The sequence below is a fragment of the Bacteroides sp. MSK.20.82 genome (assembly GCF_019052485.1).
Taxonomy (GTDB): Bacteria; Bacteroidota; Bacteroidia; order Bacteroidales; family Bacteroidaceae; genus Bacteroides; species Bacteroides thetaiotaomicron.
Genome location: NZ_JAHQUN010000008.1, coordinates 71,969 through 91,404, shown reverse-complemented (window position 1 = coordinate 91,404; position 19,436 = coordinate 71,969). Strand labels below are relative to the sequence as shown.

At 44.0% G+C, this 19,436-nt stretch carries 14 protein-coding genes; 10 read left to right on the top strand and 4 right to left on the bottom strand.

The window, feature by feature from the left end:
• Positions 1–14 precede the first annotated feature (14 nt).
• Entirely contained in the window at positions 15–914 is a 900-nt protein-coding gene (locus tag KTR07_RS10120) for a cation diffusion facilitator family transporter (protein ID WP_008765023.1), read from the bottom strand.
• 504 nt (positions 915–1,418) lie between these two features.
• Here KTR07_RS10120 and KTR07_RS10115 point away from each other — a divergent pair.
• From KTR07_RS10115 to KTR07_RS10080, 8 genes are all read left to right on the top strand, one after another.
• Positions 1,419–2,303: a calycin-like domain-containing protein gene (locus KTR07_RS10115; RefSeq protein WP_113748410.1), complete on the top strand. Its 885-nt coding sequence runs from the start codon at positions 1,419–1,421 to the stop codon at positions 2,301–2,303.
• Between the two features lie 16 nt (positions 2,304–2,319).
• A complete protein-coding gene (locus KTR07_RS10110) occupies positions 2,320–2,982 on the top strand; it encodes an HmuY family protein (protein ID WP_008765021.1) in 663 nt (220 codons plus the stop codon).
• 17 nt (positions 2,983–2,999) lie between these two features.
• A complete protein-coding gene (locus KTR07_RS10105) occupies positions 3,000–5,147 on the top strand; it encodes a TonB-dependent receptor (RefSeq protein ID WP_011107297.1) in 2,148 nt (715 codons plus the stop codon).
• Between the two features lie 42 nt (positions 5,148–5,189).
• On the top strand, positions 5,190–9,581 hold the full coding sequence (locus KTR07_RS10100; protein ID WP_022471467.1) for a cobaltochelatase subunit CobN: 4,392 nt from the start codon (positions 5,190–5,192) through the stop codon (positions 9,579–9,581).
• Positions 9,582–9,632: 51 nt separating this feature from the next.
• A complete protein-coding gene (locus KTR07_RS10095; RefSeq protein ID WP_011107294.1) occupies positions 9,633–10,334 on the top strand; it encodes a hypothetical protein in 702 nt (233 codons plus the stop codon).
• A gap of 33 nt (positions 10,335–10,367) precedes the next feature.
• Positions 10,368–10,985, top strand: a complete 618-nt coding sequence (locus KTR07_RS10090; RefSeq protein ID WP_008763053.1) for a MotA/TolQ/ExbB proton channel family protein — start codon at positions 10,368–10,370, stop codon at positions 10,983–10,985.
• On the top strand, positions 10,982–11,308 hold the full coding sequence (locus KTR07_RS10085) for a DUF2149 domain-containing protein (RefSeq protein WP_008765016.1): 327 nt from the start codon (positions 10,982–10,984) through the stop codon (positions 11,306–11,308). The genes KTR07_RS10090 and KTR07_RS10085 overlap by 4 nt, the downstream gene beginning before the upstream one ends.
• 335 nt (positions 11,309–11,643) lie before the next feature.
• A complete protein-coding gene (locus KTR07_RS10080) occupies positions 11,644–11,910 on the top strand; it encodes a hypothetical protein (RefSeq protein ID WP_008763051.1) in 267 nt (88 codons plus the stop codon).
• Between the two features lie 201 nt (positions 11,911–12,111).
• Here the strand turns inward: KTR07_RS10080 and KTR07_RS10075 are convergent, their stop codons facing one another.
• Both KTR07_RS10075 and KTR07_RS10070 read right to left on the bottom strand, forming a co-directional pair.
• Positions 12,112–12,783: a bifunctional 4-hydroxy-2-oxoglutarate aldolase/2-dehydro-3-deoxy-phosphogluconate aldolase gene (locus tag KTR07_RS10075; RefSeq protein ID WP_008763050.1), complete on the bottom strand. Its 672-nt coding sequence runs from the start codon at positions 12,781–12,783 to the stop codon at positions 12,112–12,114.
• 64 nt (positions 12,784–12,847) lie between these two features.
• Positions 12,848–13,873 carry a sugar kinase gene (locus KTR07_RS10070; RefSeq protein ID WP_008763049.1) on the bottom strand — a complete coding sequence of 342 codons (1,026 nt, stop codon included), beginning with the start codon at positions 13,871–13,873 and terminating at the stop codon, positions 12,848–12,850.
• A 252-nt stretch (positions 13,874–14,125) separates the two neighbouring features.
• Here KTR07_RS10070 and KTR07_RS10065 point away from each other — a divergent pair, with 252 nt between their 5' ends.
• Positions 14,126–15,190, top strand: coding sequence for a LacI family DNA-binding transcriptional regulator (locus KTR07_RS10065; protein ID WP_011107293.1), 1,065 nt, complete (start codon positions 14,126–14,128; stop codon positions 15,188–15,190).
• A gap of 25 nt (positions 15,191–15,215) precedes the next feature.
• Positions 15,216–16,706: a UxaA family hydrolase gene (locus KTR07_RS10060; protein WP_008763047.1), complete on the top strand. Its 1,491-nt coding sequence runs from the start codon at positions 15,216–15,218 to the stop codon at positions 16,704–16,706.
• Between the two features lie 68 nt (positions 16,707–16,774).
• Here KTR07_RS10060 and KTR07_RS10055 read toward each other — a convergent pair whose 3' ends face one another.
• Positions 16,775–19,366, bottom strand: a complete 2,592-nt coding sequence (locus KTR07_RS10055; protein WP_117981595.1) for a hypothetical protein — start codon at positions 19,364–19,366, stop codon at positions 16,775–16,777.
• Positions 19,367–19,436 lie beyond the last annotated feature (70 nt).

The window sequence follows — 19,436 nt, the reverse complement described above, 5'->3', positions numbered from 1 at the left end:
GGTACGGATTTATTTCAATCCTCACAACATTCTGTGCTACAAGTCACTTCCTCGCCCTCTATCTCTAATGTAGCATGATGGATACCTGCTGCTTCAAGCGCCTCCTTTATACGATGTTTTATTTCCTCCATTTTTGCTATATCATCCACTACAACGTGTGCAGTCAAAGCCGTTTCCGTAGTACTGATGGCCCAAATATGCAGATGATGACAGCTTTCTACCCCCGGCTGTTCCACTATCAGTTGCTGAATCTGCTGAGTATCGATTCCCACCGGAACACCATCCAGCGATAATCGAAGACTGTCATGAAGTAATCCCCAGGTAGAAACAATAATAATCACAGCGATGCCCAGTCCGATAATCGGATCGATGATGCTCCATCCCGTATACATGATAATAATACCGGAAGCAACTACTCCGACAGAGACCAGTGCGTCAGCTGCCATATGCAGGTAGGCTCCTTTTACATTCAGGTCTTTATCCTTATCCTTCATAAAAAGCCAGGCAGTAAGTGCGTTGACCACCACTCCCACTCCGGCAGTCCAGGCAATGGCGGAACCGTCAACTGATACCGGATGAAACAGCTTGTCTATGCTTTCAGCGATAATTATCCCGACAGCAACCAATAATATGACTGCATTTAGTAAAGAAACGAGGATGGTACTTTTCTTATATCCGTAGGTATAACGACTATTCGGGTGTACTTTCTCCAACCGGAAAGCCAACATAGCAAGAATCAGGCTTGCCACATCTCCCAAATTATGTCCGGCATCAGAGAGCAATCCCAGAGAATCGTAATAAAAACCAACTCCGAACTCGACTATAACGAAAGAGATATTCAGAACGATACCTATTATAAAGGCTTTATTAAGAGACGTTACCCGATGATTATGTTCGTGATGATGAGGTTCCATATTCTAAATAGGTTTATATCATATATTTAGGAAACAGTTATCTAAGAAATTAGTTCACTCTTTTCTCAAACATCAAGAATGCAACAAGAGCGGTGACAGGGCTGTGCTCACCAATAAAGTTTTCATCATAACAAAACAATAAAACCAAATAGCTGGTCCACATGATGAGATTCAGTTCCATGAAAGTTACGATAGAGGCACGTGCTCCATAAAAATCATCAATGCATGCTCTAAAGACATAGTAAACAATACAATCAGGAAATAAGTAATCCCTGTCAATACACTTTTCTATTGTAGCCACCTTTCATTCTCTTCTCAATTTCGTATTTTTAATATTTAATTAGTAAATGACTGCAAAAATAAGGACTTATCCTTCCCTATTCAATACCTATATATGATTAAACGCCCATTTTTTTTCATTTCTTTTAGGTATTGTCCCTGCTTATATATCCCCCTAACTTTGCAAACGAAAAATAAATTAATCATTATCTATCAAAATTAAGTATGAAAATATTAAACTTATGGATGGTTGCTCTAATGGCACTATCATTCTCATTCACTTTTGTATCTTGCAGTGACGATAACGACGATACCGACAATACAGAGCAAGCAAAAGCCATTGCCGGCACTTACAAAGGTTATTCTATTGGCGAAAGCAGAATGTTCTCTGATTATCTGATGGGCGACGATGCCAGCGCAACAATTACCGCCAATACAGATGGTACCGTCAATCTGGTTTATAAATCAGGATCCGGAGATTTTATCCTGAATAACCTGACAGTTTCTTCCAAATCATTTAAAGGCGAAGGTGAAGTTGCCCTAGCTATGGAAGGAAGTGAACCTGCCAACTACGAATATACACTGGAAGGTAGTGTCAGCGATGCTAAAGTACTAACCCTGAAAGCCAATGTTCCTGTGCCAATGGGTGGCATCGATATCAATTTCATTCAGGCAGAAACTCCGATTGCTTATTACGTAGCCGCTACTTATAAGTATAATACTAATCTTGCTATCAGCGTTATGGGAAGTTCATATGGTTCTACCGAAGATTGTAAAGCAGTCATTAAACGTGCATCCGAAACGACAGTAGATATCACCCTAAACGGTTTTGGCAATTTGACCGGAGGCGGTAATATGAATTTGGGAGACTTCACGATTAGCGGAGTAAACGTTAAAAAAGCAGATGACGGCTACACACTCAGTTTAGGCGCATTTGAATCTGCAGCCGAATCCGCAAGCGGTACTACTCCAATTACAGGTGAAAGTCTGGAAGGTACAGTTACAGCAAATGGTAAAGCTAATATTACGGTAGCCTTCAAACCAGGAGCCATGCCTATGGCAATCACCGCAGTATTCACCGGAAACGTCAAAAAAACTAGTGCACAATAAATAACTAATAGAAAAAATGAGAAGAAGCAGTAACGCTATTTTCAAAAATATAATGATACTGGGAGCGGCTATGTCGCTCTCAGCTTGTAATGGAATGTTTGAAGGGATTTATGACGATCCCATTGAAGCGGAAATGGAGATTAAAGAAAGTAGCTTTTCACAAATCAATGCTACCGAGTACACTAACTGGGTCTATATCGACCTATCCGAACGTAAAGCAACGACTGTTGAAATCGGAGAGGAACATAAGAGCGAGATACCAGCAAAATGGGACCTTGCCATCCACCGCTACGACATCAAAACCAATGAAGGTGCAGCCTTTCAGACAACTTATACAAGTATTGATGACCTGAAGGCCAGTGGAAAACTTCCCGCCGAAGAAAATTTTGTAAAAGACGAATGGACGACAGATAAAATAGCAATCGATATGTCCGGTATGATGGAAGGAAACATTAAATATACAGAAGACTATCGTAATGATATTTTATCCGGCTGGTTAAACGTAGACACTTCAAGTATGCCTCCTATTTACACCATGTCCAATCAAGTCTATCTGATACAGTTGAAGGATAATACCTATGCGGCCATTCGTTTTACCAACTATACCAATGCCAGAGGCATAAAAGGCTATATCGACTTCGATTTCCTATATCCACTTGATTTCGAAGAAAACAACTAAGAAACCAATTACAAAGAATGAAACCTACATTTATAGCATCAATCTTGATATTCTCCTTTATAGTAACCTGTTCCACATTCGCACAACAATCAACCGAGCACATCAGCGGACGTGTTACTGATACCAATGGTGAACCCCTACCAGGTGCGACCATTTCCATAAAAGGAGAAGAAACAGGAGCCGTCACCAGTGTTGACGGAACCTATACATTACAACTGCCGGGAATCGGTTCATATATCATTACTGCATCTTACATAGGTTATCAAACCGAACAAAAAAGAATAACCACCGAGAAAGGAAAGAAAGTTAACTTCAGCTTATCCGAAGATCAGTTCGACCTCGGAACAGTCGTTGTAACCGGTACCCGTACTCCCAAATTGCTGAAGGACGCTCCCATCATCACCCGGGTTATCACCTCAGACGATATTAAGAAAGTTAATGCCAACAACGTTGCCGACCTGCTGAAAACAGAGTTGCCCGGTATCGAATTTTCCTTCTCTATGGATCAGCAAACCGCTATTAATATGCAAGGCTTCGGCGGTAATTCCGTACTGTTTCTGGTAGATGGCGAACGGCTGGCAGGGGAAACACTGAATAATGTAGACTACGAACGTCTGAATCTCGACAATGTAGAACGCATAGAGATAGTGAAAGGTGCTGCATCTACCCTTTACGGTTCCAGTGCTATCGGAGGAGTAATTAACATCATCACCCGCGAATCGGACGATCCATGGAACTTAAATCTTAATTCACGTTTCTCCGAACACAACGACCAGCGGTGTGGTGGCACTGCAGGATTTAATGCAGGTAAATTCAACAGCCTGACCAACGTGCAGTATAATAATGTAGACACTTATGCCGTAGACAATCCGGGAGATTTCTCTACAGTGTTCGGAAGCCGGGTGTGGAACTTCAAAGAACGTTTAATATACCGTCCGCTGGAAACGCTCAAACTGACGGGAAGAGTCGGCTATTATTTCCGTGAACGCAATAAACCGGGGGATACCCAGGACAGATACCGTGGATTCAGCGGTGGAATGAAAGCTAACTACACCTTCAATATAATGAGTAACCTTGAAGTCGGTTATACTTTCGACCAGTATGATAAGAGTGATTATCAGTCTCTTTATAAAAATGACGTGCGTGATTACAGTAATGTACAGCACAATGTGCATGCACTCTATAATTATACCTTCAACGGAAAGCATACGCTGACTGTCGGCGCCGACTACCTGCGCGATTATCTGATGTCTTACCAATTCACTGATAACGCAGACCACACCATGCATACGGCAGATGCGTTCGGTCAGTTCGACTGGAACCCCACAGAAAGACTGAATGTGATAGCCGGATTACGGTTCGACTACTTCTCCGACTCCAATGTACGCCATCTGTCTCCACATTTGGGAATGATGTATAAGATAGGCAATTGTTCATTAAGAGGATCGTATTCGCAAGGATTCCGCTCTCCTACCCTGAAGGAGATGTATATGGTGTTCAATATGGCAAATATGATGATGATTTATGGTAATCCGGACCTTAAGTCGGAAACAAGCCATAATTTCTCTGTATCTGCCGAATATACCAAGAGTCGTTATAACTTCTCTATTACAGGATATTATAACCTGGTACACAATCGTATCAATACCGTTTACAGCGAAGACCCCAAAGGACAAATCTATACCAATACCGACAAAATGGATATTGCAGGAATTGACGCCAACGTTTCCGCCAAGTATCCTTGCGGACTCGGCTATCGTCTGTCATACACATATATTCATGAGTTCATGCGCGACGGTCAAAAGAAATTCACGGATACACGTCCCCATACGGCAACTGTAAGAATCGACTGGGGCAAGACTCTGAACAAAATAGATTTCAACTACTCACTCAACGGACGTTTGCTGTCAAAAGTTAAAACAAACATCTACAACGATAGTTTCAACAACCCGTCTGCCGGAAGCCAGGCAGTCGAATACCCGGGATATATGATATGGGATCTTACTTTCTCGTTGGGAATTATAAAAGGGATCAATATGAATCTGGCTGTAAACAACCTGTTCGACTATGTGCCGGATTATTATTATTTCAACTCTCCTACCACGACGGGAACCAACCTGACATTAGGACTATCACTGGATATAGACAGGCTCTTCAAAAAATAAACGGCAACAATAGAACTACATACAAAGCTAAAAATAAGAGAAATGAAAAAGAAAAGTAAAATCATTTTAGGTGGATGCATCGTTGTAGCAGCCCTGATAGGTCTATCCGTATGGAATACCTGGTTCAGCGCTACCAAAATAGCTTTCGTCAACTTCCAGACCATACAGCAGGGAAGCATCTCGAAAGCCAACGACAATTCATTCATCAAACTCAGCGAAGTGTCTCTTGACAACCTCGATCGTCTGACCAGTTATGACATGGTATTCATCAATGGCATGGGACTGCGCATTGTCGAAGAACAACGTCAGCAAATACAGCAGGCAGCAGATAAGGGTATCCCCGTATACACCTCTATGGCTACCAACCCTGCCAATAACATCTGCAACCTCGACAGTATACAGCAGAATCTCATACGCGGCTATCTGAGCAACGGCGGAAAGACCAACTACCGCAATATGCTGAACTATATCCGTAAAGCCATTGACGGAAAGGCTTCTGCTGTACCCGAAGTGGAAGATCCGATAGAAAGACCGAGCGATATGCTTTATCATGCCGGAATCAGTAATCCGGATGATGAACAGGAATTTCTTACCGTTGCCGATTATGAGAAATTCATGCAAGAGAATAACCTTTATAAAGAAGGGGCACGAAAAATCATGATTACCGGACAAATGGCAGATGCCACCGATCTGATAAAAGCGCTGGAGAATGCGGGATATAATGTTTATCCCGTTCAATCCATGACAAGATTCATGTCATTCATTGAGGAAGTGCAGCCCGATGCCGTCATCAATATGGCACACGGACGTATGGGAGATAAAATGGTTGATTATCTGAAAGCCAGAAATATCCTTTTGTTCGCTCCGCTCACAATCAACAGTCTTGTGGATGAATGGGAAAACGATCCGATGGGTATGTCGGGAGGCTTTATGTCACAGAGCATCGTAACACCGGAAATAGACGGAGCTATCCGCCCTTTCGCCCTTTTCGCACAATATGAAGATAAAGAAGGATTGCGCCATTCGTATGCCGTCCCCGAACGTCTGAAGACTTTTGTATCTACAATAGACAACTACCTGAATCTGAAAACAAAACCTAATTTTGAGAAGAAAGTAGCTATCTATTATTACAAAGGTCCCGGTCAGAACGCATTGACCGCTGCCGGCATGGAAGTAGTACCTTCCCTTTACAATCTTCTGCTTCGTATGAAACAAGAGGGATATAATATATCCGGTCTGCCTGCCAACGCTCAGGAACTGGGAAAAATGATACAAGCCCAGGGGGCGGTATTCAACGCTTATGCAGAAGGAGCTTTCAACGACTTCATGCAAAACGGACATCCCGAACTGATCACCAAAGAACAGTATGAAAGCTGGGTGAAAGAATCGCTTCGTCCCGAAAAGTATCAGGAGGTGGTAGATGCTTTCGGAGAATTTCCCGGCAACTATATGGTGACTCCTGACGGCAAATTAGGTATTGCCCGTTTACAGTTCGGTAACGTTGTGCTATTGCCACAAAACGCTGCCGGAAGCGGTGACAACTCCTTCCAGGTGGTGCACGGCACCGACATGGCTCCGCCACACACCTACATTGCCTCATACCTGTGGATGCAACATGGCTTCAAAGCCGATGCACTGATTCACTTCGGTACACACGGCAGTCTCGAATTCACTCCGAGAAAACAAGTCGCATTATGCAGCAATGACTGGCCGGACCGTTTGGTAGGAGCCGTTCCCCACTACTACCTCTACTCTATCGGAAACGTCGGAGAAGGTATGATGGCCAAACGCCGTTCTTATGCTACCTTGCAATCATATCTCACTCCTCCTTTCCTTGAAAGCAGCGTACGCGGCATTTACCGGGAATTAATGGAAAAGATCAAAATCTATAATAACTCCCAGAAGGCAAACAAAGATCAGGAGTCGCTGGCTGTGAAAACCTTGACTGTGAAGATGGGAATCCATCGTGATTTAGGACTGGACAGTATGGCTAATAAACCGTATACGGAAGATGAAATCGCCCGTGTAGAAAACTTTGCCGAAGAACTGGCTACAGAGAAAATCACGGGGCAGCTTTACACAATGGGAGTTCCTTACGAACCGGAAAGAATAACTTCTTCTGTCTACGCGATGGCAACAGAACCGATTGCCTATAGTCTTTTTGCTCTTGACAAGCAACGCGGCAAAGCTACAGAATCTGCCGAAAAACACCGAAGTGTCTTTACCCAGCAATATCTCATGCCTGCCCGCCTTCTCGTAGAGAGACTGATGGCTAACCCTTCACTGGCAACCGACGAACTGATTTGCCACACAGCCGGAATCACTCCGCAAGAGTTGGCAAAAGCGAGACAGATAGAAGCCGAGCGCAATGCCCCCAAAGGCATGATGGCAATGATGATGGCTGCCGCAGCCAAAAAGGATCAGGCTGATAATGAGCCGTCGGGCAATGGTCATCCGGCTTCGGCAAAAATGGAAAAAGGACCTCATGGTAAAATGCCTGCAGGCATGAAAGAAGCCATGAAGAAAATGGGTGCTAACATGGACCCGGAAAAAGCGATGGAAATGGCCAAATCAATGGGTGCCAGTCCGGAAGCTTTAAAGAAAATGGAAGCCAGCATGAAGGCTAATAAGGATACATCCACAGACGCTTCGGGCAAACCGGCAATGGCAGGAAAGACTGAAAAGCCGCAGGGTATGTCAGCAATGATGGCAGCTATGGGAAAGGCTCCGAAAGAATACAGCAAAGAAGAGGTGGAATTTGCGCTTGCAGTAGCTGAAGTAGAACGTACCATCAAGAATGTAGGCAATTATAAAAATGCACTTCTGACAAGTCCGGAAGAGGAACTGAGCAGTCTGATGAATGCCTTGAAAGGCGGATACACAGCTCCCACACCCGGTGGTGACCCGATCGCTAATCCGAACACGCTACCTACCGGACGTAATATGTATGCCATTAATGCCGAAGCGACTCCGACAGAGTCTGCCTGGGAAAAAGGTATTGCTTTGGCCAAGCAGACAATTGATAGGTACAAGCAACGTCACAACGACTCCATACCACGCAAGGTCAGTTATACACTATGGTCATCCGAGTTTATTGAAACCGGAGGGGCAACCATCGCACAGGTACTTTATATGTTAGGTGTTGAGCCTGTCCGTGATGCTTTCGGTCGTGTCAGCGATTTAAAACTGATTCCTTCAACCGAATTAGGACGTCCGCGCATCGACGTGGTAGTCCAGACTTCCGGACAACTTCGTGATCTTGCCGCCTCCCGTCTCTTCCTCATCAACCGTGCAGTAGAAATGGCTGCCGCCGCCAAAGACGACAAATATGAAAATCAGGTTGCCTCCAGCGTAATAGAAGCCGAACGGGTGCTGACCGAAAAAGGATTAAGCCCGAAAGATGCCCGCGAAATTTCAACATTCCGGGTATTCGGAGGAGCCAACGGTATGTATGGAACCGGTATTCAGGAAATGGTAGAATCCGGCGACCGCTGGGAGAATGAATCGGAAATCGCCGATACTTATCTCAATAATATGGGCGCGTATTACGGCAGCGAAAAGAATTGGGAAGTATTCCAAAAGTTCGCTTTCGAGGCTGCACTGACCCGGACGGATGTTGTCGTACAACCACGGCAAAGTAATACCTGGGGAGCTTTAAGCCTTGACCATGTATACGAATTTATGGGAGGTATGAATCTCGCCGTACGCAATGTGACCGGCAAAGATCCGGATGCCTACCTCAGTGATTATCGCAACCGGAACCATATGAAGATGCAGGAACTGAAAGAGGCTGTCGGCGTAGAAAGTCGCACCACTATCCTGAACCCAACTTACATCAAAGAGAAAATGAAAGGCGGGGCTTCTTCGGCAAGTGAATTTGCAGAAGTGATCACCAATACCTATGGATGGAATGTGATGAAACCGGCTGCAATCGACAAAGAGCTTTGGGATAATATATATAATGTATATGTGAAGGATGAACTGAACTTGGGAGTCAAACAATATTTCGAACAACAGAATCCTGCCGCTTTGGAAGAGATGACTGCCGTCATGCTCGAAAGCGCCCGTAAGGGATTGTGGCAAGCAAGTGAAGAACAGGTAGCGGAACTTAGCAAACTTCATACGGAGATTGTCAATACTTACCGCCCGTCTTGTTCCGGATTTGTTTGTGACAATGCCAAGCTCCGTGACTTCATTGCATCGAAAGCAGACGCACAAACCGCTACACAGTACAAAGAAAATATCTCTAAAATCCGTGAAGCAAAAGCAAGCGGCAGCAACAAGGGAGTGGTGATGAAAAAAGAAGAGATGAATCAGACAGCCGAAAATCAGACAAATACATTAAGCAATGTAGCCGTAGGCATCGCTGTCATTATCGTTATTCTTGCTCTGATACTCTTTGTACGCAAGCGCCGCAAAAGCAGTCAGATGTAACCCACGTCCTGTGAATTATCAATCGTAACTTGTAAATTGTAAAATCATATAATGGATACAGTTGTTCTTGTACTTATGCTTCTTACAGCATTTAACTTTCTGTTGAAGCAAACGTTCTGGAAATTAATAGCGGTCGGTATTATCACCGCTATCTGCGCTGTCTTCGCCGGATTGATGTGGCCGTATGCTATCGAGCAATCGAAGACTCAGATAGCCAATTGGCTAAGCAATCAGCCCTTGATGCTAGATACTTCCGTACTCCTCAGTGTGGAAGTCTGCATACAAATGGCTTATGCCATGCTTGCCGTCCACGTAGCCAATGACTATCCGGTCAAGCCGCGCATGATACTCATGTACCGTTTTCTCCGCTGGTTTCCGGGATTATTGATTTTCCCGGTTTTATTCAGCGGGCTGGTATATCTCATCTTTGCTTTTCCGGGTACTTCATTTCAAACGATAGCATGGAGCTATGCAGCCTTTATCCTGGCAGCCATCCCTTGCGGCAGATTTATACTGCTCTATTTGTTGCCGGAAAAAGAACTGCGCCTCGAACTATTTTTCCTAACCAATGCCCTGGTAGCCGTTTTGGGAATTGTTGCCACAGTCAACGGAAAGACTTCCGCAGCAGGTGTCAGTGAAATAGACTGGAAAGCATTGACAGGCGTCATAGTCATCGCACTGGCTGGCGGAATTCTCGGACTTCTCTGGTGGAACATCCGAAACAGAAACAAAGAAAAAAGTGTGAAACAATAATAGAATAAATAACTCTTCAAATTATCAATAACAATGAACTTTATATCAGATATTTTATACTGGATTTCAACAGGCTTGCTCGTTCCTGTCATCGTTTTATTAATCATCCTCTTTTGCCGCGCGATTTTACTTGCCGGTAGTTTCTATGGTCAATATCTGTCCATTCGTAAAACGGAAACCCTGCTCCGCAACGAGCTGAGCAAGCTGACTCCGGACACAGTAGAAGAACTGAGTTCCAAACTTCCGGAAAATTCTAGATCACTTGTCATTACCTATATGCGTCAGGTATTGGACGCCCGTGATACTCCGGCACAGGTACAACGTTTATTGGCTAATTTTGAAATCGCAGCGGACAAAGACTTAGCCATCTCCAAGACCCTGACCAAACTGGGACCGATCTTAGGTCTGATGGGAACATTAATTCCAATGGGACCCGCCCTCGCAGGACTGGCCAGCGGAGATATTGCTTCCATGGCTTACAATATGCAGATCGCTTTCGCCACCACTGTAGTCGGACTGGTAGCCGGTGCCGTAGGCTTCCTTACACAGCAAGTGAAACAACGCTGGTACCTGCAGGATATGACCAACCTTGAATTCATATCCGAATTGCTCAATGACAAACGTTCCATCCATAAAACCTCAGAGAAATGAAACATAACCTATTGCGAAAAGAGGAAGACTCCGACCCGATCAGCGTAGTATCCAATCTGTTCGACATTGCGATGGTTTTTGCCGTTGCATTGATGGTAGCACTTGTCAGCCGGTATAACATGACAGAGGTTTTCTCGCAGGAAGACTATACGATGGTAAAGAATCCGGGTAAAGAGAATATGGAAATCATTACCAAGGAAGGCAATAAAATCAACCGGTATACCCCGTCCGAAGATCAGGACAAGAAAGAAGGTAAACGTGGGAAAAAGGTAGGCATTGCCTATGAACTGGATAACGGTGAAATCATTTATGTACCTGAATAACTAATTAAGGCATCTTTGTCGTCCGAACAATTAACATCGTGAAGAATCTCCTCTTTGTATGTACAGAAGAAGAGATTCTTCTTTAGCACAACACACATACAACTTTTATCATTGGTATGGCGTTGCACAACAGCGATAACCCCGATTGCATGTGCCTTGTCTGCCTGTATAATTGATCTACATCAAATCATTTGAAAAGAATATGCTTCTCATGCTCCATCGTTTACTTTTTTAGTTACCTTTGCGCCGATTTTAAGAATCCCTTTGAACTAAACCATAAGTACTGTGTTGAAACCATAACAGGAATTTACGTATAACTTAAAAGGGTAAGAAAGATGTCTACAGAAATATTAGTGGATACTGTAACCACAACTACAGATAGCTGCCAGATGGTAGCAACAGAAACAACACTGCAAGTAACAGCAGCCACCAAGTCTGACAATCAGACTACAGCCAACGAGGCTTATACCGCTGTACCTCCACGCCGCACTTTCAATGAACAGAAACCGTTTGTATTTTCAATCGTAGGCTTTGCCGTGGTGTACATTGCAGCGCTCGTTATCGGACGGATTATCAAAATGCGAATGCCACATCATTCTTAAAAGAAGCGCTTACGACCAACAAAAAAAACAAGTCACCAAAATGATCACTCATTCCGATGACTTATCCCCTTTAAACACCTTTAAACAAAATGGAAAATATGCCTCATTACTAACTAAACTAACTAACCCTTTGAGGCATATTTTGAAGAGGCTGACGCATCAGCCTCTTTTTTATTTATAGATAGCTTTCGCTCTCTAATCTTATTTTTTGCGAGCCTCGGCAATATAGCTAAGAGCTTCTTCGCATTTTGCAGTTACATAAGCCCAGTCTTCTGCTGCTACCTTGTCTTTCGGGAACAGTTTTGATCCCATACCGACACAGAATACACCTGCTTTAATCCATGCAGTCAGGTTTTCCTTGGAAGGCTCTACCCCACCAGTCACCATCAGCTTAGACCATGGCATCGGAGCCATCAAACCTTTCACAAAGTTAGTTCCATATACATCACCCGGAAACACTTTGCAAAGATCACAACCTACTTCCTGCGCAAAACCTACTTCAGATACAGAACCACAACCCGGAGTATAAGCTACCAGACGACGGTTACATATCTTAGCGATTTCCGGATTAAATAACGGACCTACCACAAAGTTAGCTCCTAACTGAAGATACATAGCAGCAGTAGCCGGATCAACGATTGAACCGATACCGATAGCCATTTCAGGACATTCTTTTGCTGCATATTTCACGATTTCAGCAAATACTTCCTGTGCAAAGTCACCACGGTTGGTGAATTCGAAAGCACGAACACCACCGTCATAACAAGCCTTTACTACTTTCTTTGCCACTTCCGCATCTTTGTGATAGAATACAGGAACCATACCTGTAGAGCCGATTTTATTCAATACGGCTATTTTATCGAATTTTGCCATTTTAATTTCTTATTTTAAATGAATTGATTTTTCAAACTCTCAACTCTCCATTCTCAACTCTCAACTATCGCTGTACGCGACCGCTTGCGTCACCACCAGCCAATGCTTCCACTTCTTCTACAGAAACAAGGTTAAAGTCACCATTGATTGTGTGTTTCAAAGCAGATGCAGCAACAGCGAATTCAAGAGCTGCACCCTGGTTAGGCTTAGTCATCAAACCGTGGATAATACCGCCGGAGAAAGAGTCACCACCACCTACACGGTCGATAATCGGATCGATATCATAACGTTTGGAAGTATAGAATTCTTCGCCATTGTATATCATAGCTTTCCAACCATTGTGAGTAGCAGAGAAAGATTCGCGCAATGTAGAAACCACATACTTGAATCCGAATTCTTTCATCATCTGCTGGAAGATACCTTTATAGCCTTCAGCATCTGTGTGGCCTGCTTCAACGTCAGCATCCGGTTTGAAGCCCAGACACAGTTCCGCATCCTCTTCGTTACCGATACATACATCCACATACTTCATCAACGGTTTCATGATAGACTGTGCTTTTTCCTTTGTCCACAGTTTCTTACGGAAATTCAAGTCAACCGATACAGTTACGCCATGACGCTTAGCTGCTTCGCAAGCCAGACGAGTCAGTTCGGCAGCTTTGTCAGAAATAGCCGGAGTGATACCGGACCAGTGGAACCAGTCAGCACCTTCCATAATAGCATCAAAATCGAAGTCGGCAGCATCAGCTTCAGCGATAGCAGAATGAGCACGGTCATAGATAACCTTGCTGGGACGCATAGAAGCGCCTGTTTCCAGATAGTAGATACCTACGCGGTCGCCACCACGAGCAATAAAGTCTGTCTTTACACCATATTTACGCAATGCGTTTACAGCAGACTGTCCGATTTCATGTTTCGGCAATTTGGTTACGAAATAGGCTTCATGTCCGTAGTTGGCACAGCTTACTGCAACGTTCGCTTCTCCACCACCATATACTACATCAAAAGAGTCAGACTGAACAAAGCGGGTATTACCTGGAGTTGACAATCTAAGCATGATTTCGCCTAATGTAACGACTTTCTTTCCCATAATCTTATGTTTTAAATTCTAAGTTATTAATATTATGAAGTTTCAATTTATCATTTTTACCCCATTTTATGAGTTAAACTACTGATTACATGACTATTAATACATAAACAGAGTTATACCACACACCTTTCGTGTGCGGGCACAAAGATACAACAATTTTCGTAATTACAAAAATTGTTATATATTTGTATCGAAAATATTAAGATTATTATTGTGTGCGAGCACATAAACCTATATAAATAAGGTGATCGTATGAATAAATTGCCCGAAAGAATCAGAATCAAAGACATCGCCCGTTTAGCAGACGTGTCTGTAGGAACAGTAGACCGCGTCATTCACGGACGCAGCGGAGTATCAGAAGCAAGCAAAAAACGGGTGGAAGAAATTCTGAAGCAGCTTGACTATCAACCTAACATGTATGCCAGTGCCCTGGCTTCCAACAAGAAGTACACATTCATCTGTCTTCTGCCTCAACATCTGGAAGGCGAATACTGGACAGCAGTAGAACTGGGTATCCACGAAGCTATCGCGACCTACTCGGACTTCAATACCTCGGTAAAGATCAACTATTACGATCCATACGACTATCATTCGTTTGTAGACGCCAGCGAAGCTATCCTGACTCAGCAACCGGACGGAGTGATGGTGGCCCCTACGGCTCCGCAATATACGAAAGGCTTTACTGATCAGTTGCAAACGTTGGATATACCTTATATATATATAGACTCAAATATCAAAGACGTACCTCCCCTCGCCTTCTTCGGTCAGAACTCACGCCAAAGCGGATACTTTGCCGCCCGTATGCTAATGCTGCTTGCCAGAGACGAAAAGGAAATCGTTATTTTCCGTAAGATACATGAAGGAATTGTCGGTTCTAACCAGCAAGAGAACAGGGAAATCGGATTCAGGCAGTACATGGAGGAACATCATCCGTCTTGTACTATACTGGAGCTTGACTTGCATGCCGAACGCAATGATGAAGATAACGAAATGCTGGATGAATTCTTCCGTTCTCACCCGAACGTAAAGAATGGAATCACTTTCAATTCAAAAGTCTACATTATCGGCGAATACCTGCAAAGTCGCGGAAAGAAAAATTTCAATCTGATAGGCTACGACCTTCTGGAACGGAATGTCACTTGCCTGAAAGAAGGAAGCGTTTCCTTCCTCATCGCCCAGCAACCGGAACTGCAAGGCCTCAACGGCATCAAGGCGCTCTGCGATCACCTCATTTTCAAGAAAGACGTGACTTGCATCAACTATATGCCGATTGACTTGTTGACTGTAGAAACAATAGACTATTACCATAGCAAATAACAACAAAATCCAACTAAACAAGTACATGGAAACAAAGTATTTAAGAATTAATCCTGCCGACAACGTTGCCGTTGCCATTGTTAACCTCCCGGCAGGAGAGCATCTATCCGTAGATGGAATAGAGATTACACTAAACGAAGACATTCCTGCTGGACATAAGTTTGCATTAAAAGATTTTGCAGAAGGCGAGAACGTAATCAAGTACGGCTACCCTATCGGTCATGCCCGTATGGCAAAAAAACAGGGAGACTGGATGAATGAAACGAATATCAAGACTAATCTCGCCGGACTGTTGGAGTATACCTACCATCCGACTCAGGTTACTCTGGATATCCCTCATAAAAACCTCACTTTTAAAGGCTACCGCCGTAAAAATGGTGATGTCGGCGTAAGAAATGAAATCTGGATTATCCCGACTGTAGGTTGCGTTAACGGTATCATCGGACAACTGGCCGAAGGCCTGCGCCGTGAAACGGAAGGAAAAGGGGTAGATGCCATCGTGGCTTTCCCGCACAACTACGGTTGCTCACAGCTTGGAGACGATCACGAAAACACGAAAAAGATTCTTCGCGATATGGTACTTCACCCGAATGCAGGCGCAGTACTGATAGTAGGCTTGGGCTGCGAAAACAACCAGCCGGACGTATTCCGTGAATTCTTAGGAGACTATGACCAGGACCGTGTGAAATTCATGGTAACCCAGAAAGTTGGTGACGAATACGAAGAAGGAATGGATATTCTGCGCGATTTATATGCCAAAGCATCCAAAGATGAACGTACGGAAGTACCTTTGTCAGAACTTCGTGTCGGACTGAAATGTGGTGGTTCCGACGGTTTCTCAGGTATCACTGCCAATCCGTTGCTGGGCATGTTCTCAGACTTCCTGATTGCACAAGGCGGTACAAGCGTGCTGACTGAAGTTCCGGAAATGTTTGGTGCGGAAACAATTCTGATGAACCGTTGCGAGAACAAAGACCTGTTCGAACAGACCGTACACTTGATCAATGACTTCAAAGAATATTTCCTGTCCCATGGCGAGCCTGTGGGTGAAAATCCATCTCCGGGAAATAAAGCCGGCGGCATCTCCACTCTGGAAGAAAAAGCACTGGGATGTACACAGAAATGTGGTAAAAGCTATGTATCCGGCGTGATGCCTTACGGAGAACGTCTGCAAAAGAAAGGACTGAACCTGCTTTCCGCCCCGGGCAATGACCTAGTAGCTGCTACTACCCTTGCCGCAAGCGGATGCCATATGGTACTCTTTACCACCGGACGTGGTACTCCTTTCGGCACTTTCGTTCCGACGATGAAGATTTCCACCAATTCTACTTTGGCTAAAAACAAACCGGGATGGATTGATTTCAATGCCGGAGTCATCGTTGAGAACGAACCGATGGAAAAGACTTGCGAACGCTTTATCGAGTATGTGATTAAAGTAGCAAGCGGTGAGTTCGTTAATAACGAGAAGAAAGGTTATCGTGAAATTGCCATCTTTAAAACAGGAGTTACATTATAAGCGTTTCACCATCAAAGGAAATATTACAGTTATGGGGAGGGTGTATCAAAACACCCTCTTTTTTTATATCACTCGTTAAACATGCCAATAGCCCCATCCGCAGAAATCATTTCAGCCGTTATTTTTAACCTGCGGCAACGACTGTTGTTATAGAACCTCACCTGAGCATTCCCTGCTTCATCCGGCATCACTTCCGGGTTCCAGTATAATGTGCGGCGATAGTCCTCTTCTTTGGGAAGAACAGAATAATCGGGATGATAAAACTCTACAGGTTCGCTATAGCCATCCAACCAAGTTCTTCTGACTCCCCTGCCTCCTTTTACGGGAATCTCTCCTTCCGGATAGGTTTCAATAAAAACAGCACAACCATATATTTCATCTACATCCATCGGAGACATACGGATGTCAGCATAACGACATCTTGCCGATAACTCCTCGTTGATATAAATAGACTTGATAGCCACCAGGCGAAGTGTCCGGTATCGGGTCTGATCTATTTCAGTAGCCTCCGTTCGTTTATAGTTTATCACATACAAGGGAGAGCGACCTTTGTACTGCAACCATTCCTCACCACCACTATACCTGCGTATGAAATTGGGATTCATACGGACAAGTAGCTCGTGGATATCTTCACCGATATAACCTCCCTTATCCAAAATATCATCCATCTCCGAAGGTACATCGTAGTAAGCAACCGACTTCGAACGATTTTCATAAATATCCTTCTCACGACTCCATTTCTTAGCCTTCACCACCACTTCACCCAAACGGTGATTTTTCTCTCTCATACCCCGTTTTGACAGAGAATCTTCATAAGCATCCATAAAACGATTATAATCGATATCATCACCAATCACAGTATCTGTCTGTAGTTCCTGTTCTGCTCCCGGTTTATCTCTGCCGGACAGGCTTATCTGCATTTCTCCCAGCGGATATTGTGTAGGTTGAGGGCTGAAGACTCTGTCTAATACAATCCGGTGGTCTTTCCGCTTACCTTTCTCCATCACAGAAAGAATCAGATTCCACTTGCCAATAATATCGGTAATAAAAGCAAAACGTCCCACACTGTCTGTTTCAAACAGGTTAAGAGAAAGCGCTCCCGGCGAAGTTTCCTCATCTCCCCGCTTCGCCAGAAAAGAAGAGACTTGTATATTTGGTTTAGGCTTACCTCTAACAAATGAAACAACTTGTCCATGCACTTCAATCCCTTGTTCGGGCATGTACTTCAATTCAAACGGTTCCACCCCCGACTCGTATTTCCATGCATAACGCCGCCATCCCTGCACCAACAACAAGTGATCCAAAGCTGTTCTGTGCTCTTTATCATCCGCTTCGAAATAATAGAGCGGACGATGAACGTAGCCTTTAATCTCAGACATTAACAATAAGTCCGCTAACATAGAATGCCGGCTTTCCACTTCTTCCCATCCGTCACGCACAGATACTGATATCGGAGCGGACACAGGCTTACCCGCCGTGTCACGTACTGAAAAGTCCAATAAGACACGATCAAACGGCTGATAATCCTCTTTGTTTTTCCGGACACTGATTGTCAATGGCTCCGGTTTTCTCATAAAGATAAGGCGGTCGGCAATAATCTGTCCTGCTGTATCAAACAATACGATCTGTGCCACCCCTGCCTTCCATTCCGTCTTGTCAAGTTTGAAAGAGACAGGTGTATTTTTCCGGATGTTCAACAGACAATAATTAAGCAGTTTCCCATGACCAAGCACAGCTAAGCCTAAGACAGACTCCGGTGTATGCGGATTCTTTTGTACACTGACTGCTATACTGTCTTCCGAAGAAAGATTATCAACTTGCAAGACATATCCCTGCAACCGGGCTTCCGGCAAATCAAAACGGTACTTTTTGCCATTCAACTCCACCTCAGCCTTATGATTCTCTCCGTTCGTAGGAGTATACACAAAGGTGCCACGTCCTTCGTGTACAGTGGCAAAGGAGGCGATTTCTTTCTTTTCCCGGTTGATAACCGTTCCGGACAGTGCGATCGGATTTCCATAGGCATCCGTTGCCTCAAAAGCAACGCGGGAAGGAATGCCTTCGACCAAATTTCCTCCTTCAGGAAAAAACTTCAGATTGACTTTTTTCTCCTTAGCCGTTTTTTTCCGTACCTGCGGATATTTATAAACAGCATATCTCTGTATGTTCTTTTCTTTAAAATCACCAGCTGCCCGTGGCTTATCAAATACCGGAAGAACCCGGGAGAAAATAACCTCCTCTCCAAAGTTCAACATATATTTCGTGTAAGCACGAACCTCATAAAAACCGGAATAAAAAGGTAATTGTGTTAATTCGAAACTACCGTGGCAACGGCCGTTCCTAACAGGCAATACACGTTTCGCTATGACTTCCCCACCCGGATTCAACAATTCGACATAAAGGGTTTTACTCAAATCCGACGGGCGGTTCAGTTCAGATGTCACAACATAACACTGAAACCAAACAGGGTCTCCCTGATAATAACTGGTATTGTCGAAATGTAAATAGACTTTTTCCTGTGGCAGCATTTCTCCAAAATTCTGCACTGCTTCAATATAGCCCGATAATTTACGAACGATACTGTCCGGCATCTGGGCTTGCAAAGAAAATGGCAGTGCCGACAAGAGGAATAGTAAGACGAGGATAGCCCTGTTCATCATAATTCATCTATTTCAAATTCGTGTTTAAGATTAGATCTGTCCTACTCCGGAGAGAATCTGTTCTCCAGTG

Coding starts and splice junctions, on each gene's coding strand:
- KTR07_RS10090 (WP_008763053.1), top strand. CDS start 10,368: ATGAACTTTATATCAGATATTTTATACTGGATTTCAACAGGCTTGCTC.
- KTR07_RS10115 (WP_113748410.1), top strand. CDS start 1,419: ATGAAAATATTAAACTTATGGATGGTTGCTCTAATGGCACTATCATTC.
- KTR07_RS10100 (WP_022471467.1), top strand. CDS start 5,190: ATGAAAAAGAAAAGTAAAATCATTTTAGGTGGATGCATCGTTGTAGCA.
- KTR07_RS10080 (WP_008763051.1), top strand. CDS start 11,644: ATGTCTACAGAAATATTAGTGGATACTGTAACCACAACTACAGATAGC.
- KTR07_RS10055 (WP_117981595.1), bottom strand. CDS start 19,366: ATGATGAACAGGGCTATCCTCGTCTTACTATTCCTCTTGTCGGCACTG.
- KTR07_RS10070 (WP_008763049.1), bottom strand. CDS start 13,873: ATGGGAAAGAAAGTCGTTACATTAGGCGAAATCATGCTTAGATTGTCA.
- KTR07_RS10075 (WP_008763050.1), bottom strand. CDS start 12,783: ATGGCAAAATTCGATAAAATAGCCGTATTGAATAAAATCGGCTCTACA.
- KTR07_RS10110 (WP_008765021.1), top strand. CDS start 2,320: ATGAGAAGAAGCAGTAACGCTATTTTCAAAAATATAATGATACTGGGA.
- KTR07_RS10060 (WP_008763047.1), top strand. CDS start 15,216: ATGGAAACAAAGTATTTAAGAATTAATCCTGCCGACAACGTTGCCGTT.
- KTR07_RS10120 (WP_008765023.1), bottom strand. CDS start 914: ATGGAACCTCATCATCACGAACATAATCATCGGGTAACGTCTCTTAAT.
- KTR07_RS10085 (WP_008765016.1), top strand. CDS start 10,982: ATGAAACATAACCTATTGCGAAAAGAGGAAGACTCCGACCCGATCAGC.
- KTR07_RS10095 (WP_011107294.1), top strand. CDS start 9,633: ATGGATACAGTTGTTCTTGTACTTATGCTTCTTACAGCATTTAACTTT.
- KTR07_RS10065 (WP_011107293.1), top strand. CDS start 14,126: ATGAATAAATTGCCCGAAAGAATCAGAATCAAAGACATCGCCCGTTTA.
- KTR07_RS10105 (WP_011107297.1), top strand. CDS start 3,000: ATGAAACCTACATTTATAGCATCAATCTTGATATTCTCCTTTATAGTA.